Source organism: bacterium (genome assembly GCA_037131655.1).
Taxonomy (GTDB): domain Bacteria; phylum Armatimonadota; class Fimbriimonadia; order Fimbriimonadales; family JBAXQP01; genus JBAXQP01.
Genome location: JBAXQP010000402.1, coordinates 1 through 2,021 on the forward strand (window position 1 = coordinate 1; position 2,021 = coordinate 2,021).

Below are 2,021 nucleotides of genomic sequence, written 5' to 3' on the forward strand. Positions count from 1 at the left end.
GCAATAGGTAGAACCCAAAAAGCAAGTAATTCTATACGGAAAGAACAAAAACAAATGCGCAGAGCTTTATCTCATGGATCGAGCGATAATGATTTCGAAGTGATTAATCCCTTATCTTCCCATGATCATCGATACTCTCATAGTGATGATGATACAACCAGTGAAGACCATTCCAACCTCGTGGTTTCACGACCATTCTTCAATTCTTCCCAAAAAAGGAATTCTAGCTATCCTAGATCTAAATCTAAGGGATCACATGATGATGATATGTCCACCCTAAGTGCTGATAGTCATGGTAGAGAAAAAACGACCCCTAGGACACCAGCCGCTCGCGTCAGCGCAGTTTTGGGTAGAGCCAAAACAATCGAAGATGTTCGTGACGATATTGCAGTCGCCGTACATAGTGATCCACAATATTCTAATACAATTAGTAAGGATAGAAAATCGGTTAAACTCGCCACAACAACGCCACCCCCTAAAACACTCATAGATGCCGAAATAGACAAAGTAAAGGTGTTTCGTCGCTTAATTGAAGACTCGCGGATGTTACCTAAAGAAAGAGCTACACTCATCCTGCAATCGATGGGTATTCCACCCAGAAAAGACTCTGGCCTTGAACTTCCAGAACACCTCATCATTAATAATAAAAACTCGTATGCAGAGTTAGAAACAACTTTAAGTAAAGACGGAAATGAAGTGATGCTTGAAGTTGCAAAGGAGATGTTTACTCAATTTGAGACTATCAAAAACACGCTTGGTTACGATGATGATACCTCAAGTATTAGCACATTTAGTAACCCGTAGGGTGGGCAAAGGAGCGTCAGCGACGTGCCCACCAGTTACCAAGGGCATTACTTTGAACAGGGTGGGCACGTCGCTTCGCTCCTTTGCCCACCCTACGCCAATTCAAATCAGATTCTGTTGAATTGTCCTTGAAATTTACTATTAAGATGCGGTTACCCAGCCTAATCACAATGCTACTTGACATCTTGGTCTGAAAACGAGACAATCACGCCCTTCTGGCTATGTAGCTCAGCTGGTTAGAGCGCGGCACTCATAATGCTGAGGTCGGTGGTTCGAGTCCACCCATAGCCACACCTCACCAAAACCCCTATCAAACCTATATACATTACCTGGTAATGGGAAGTCCATGTCAAAAATTGCAGCCATACAAATGTGCTCAACGAGTCATGTGCCTGATAATTTATACTTTGTTGAACAACAAATAGAAATAGCGGCGGCTCAGGGCGCAACGCTTGCAGTACTTCCTGAGATGTTTGGCTATATTGGTTCAAGTAGTGCTCATGTACTAAGTATTACCGAGACCCCAGGTTCTGGTCCCATTCAAGATTGTCTTGCATCCCTCTCTCAAAAACATAAGATATGGATTGTAGGCGGCACCATACCCCTAGCTGCCCATGACCATAATAAAGCAAAAGCAGCTTGTCTCGTTTTTGACAGTGATGGCGCTCAAGTTGGGCGTTATGACAAAATGCATTTGTTTGATGCACAAGTTTCCACACAAGAACACTATAAAGAATCCCATACTATTGCCCCAGGCGATAAGCTTTGTGTCATCGATACGCCCGTGGGAAAACTTGGGTTATGCGTGTGCTTTGACATTCGCTTTCCAGAGATATTTATACAACTCAGCGCTCTGGGTGCAGAGATCATAGCAATACCTGCAGCATTCACCGCCATCACAGGCAAGGCTCATTGGGAACTATTGGCTCGATGTCGTGCAATTGATGGTTTTTCGTATATCGTTGGGGCGTGCCAAGGCGGCGTTCATCCCACAGGTCGAGTAACGCACGGACACTCCATGATTGTTGATCCCTGGGGGGATATTATTGCCCAAATTACGGACCCAACGCAGCAGATCATCTATGCTGATATTGATTTAAAAAGATTCTATGAAGTCCGTGCAAAGATACCGCATGGCGAGCGTTAGGGGTTTTTGGAGCACCGGGCTATCCGCTTGCTCACGCGCGCGGTACGGTGGCGCGAGAGCAAGCGGCGGC

2 protein-coding genes and 1 tRNA gene are annotated in these 2,021 nt (G+C 45.2%); all 3 read left to right on the forward strand.

Annotation, left to right across the window (positions count from 1 at the left end):
* The coding region (locus tag WCO51_12950; GenBank protein MEI6514162.1) for a hypothetical protein at positions 1 to 804 on the forward strand (804 nt) is incomplete at its 5' end.
* Positions 805 to 1,021: 217 nt separating this feature from the next.
* Positions 1,022 to 1,095 (forward strand) — tRNA-Met (locus WCO51_12955).
* A 55-nt stretch (positions 1,096 to 1,150) separates the two neighbouring features.
* A complete protein-coding gene (locus WCO51_12960; GenBank protein MEI6514163.1) occupies positions 1,151 to 1,951 on the forward strand; it encodes a carbon-nitrogen hydrolase family protein in 801 nt (266 codons plus the stop codon).
* Positions 1,952 to 2,021 lie beyond the last annotated feature (70 nt).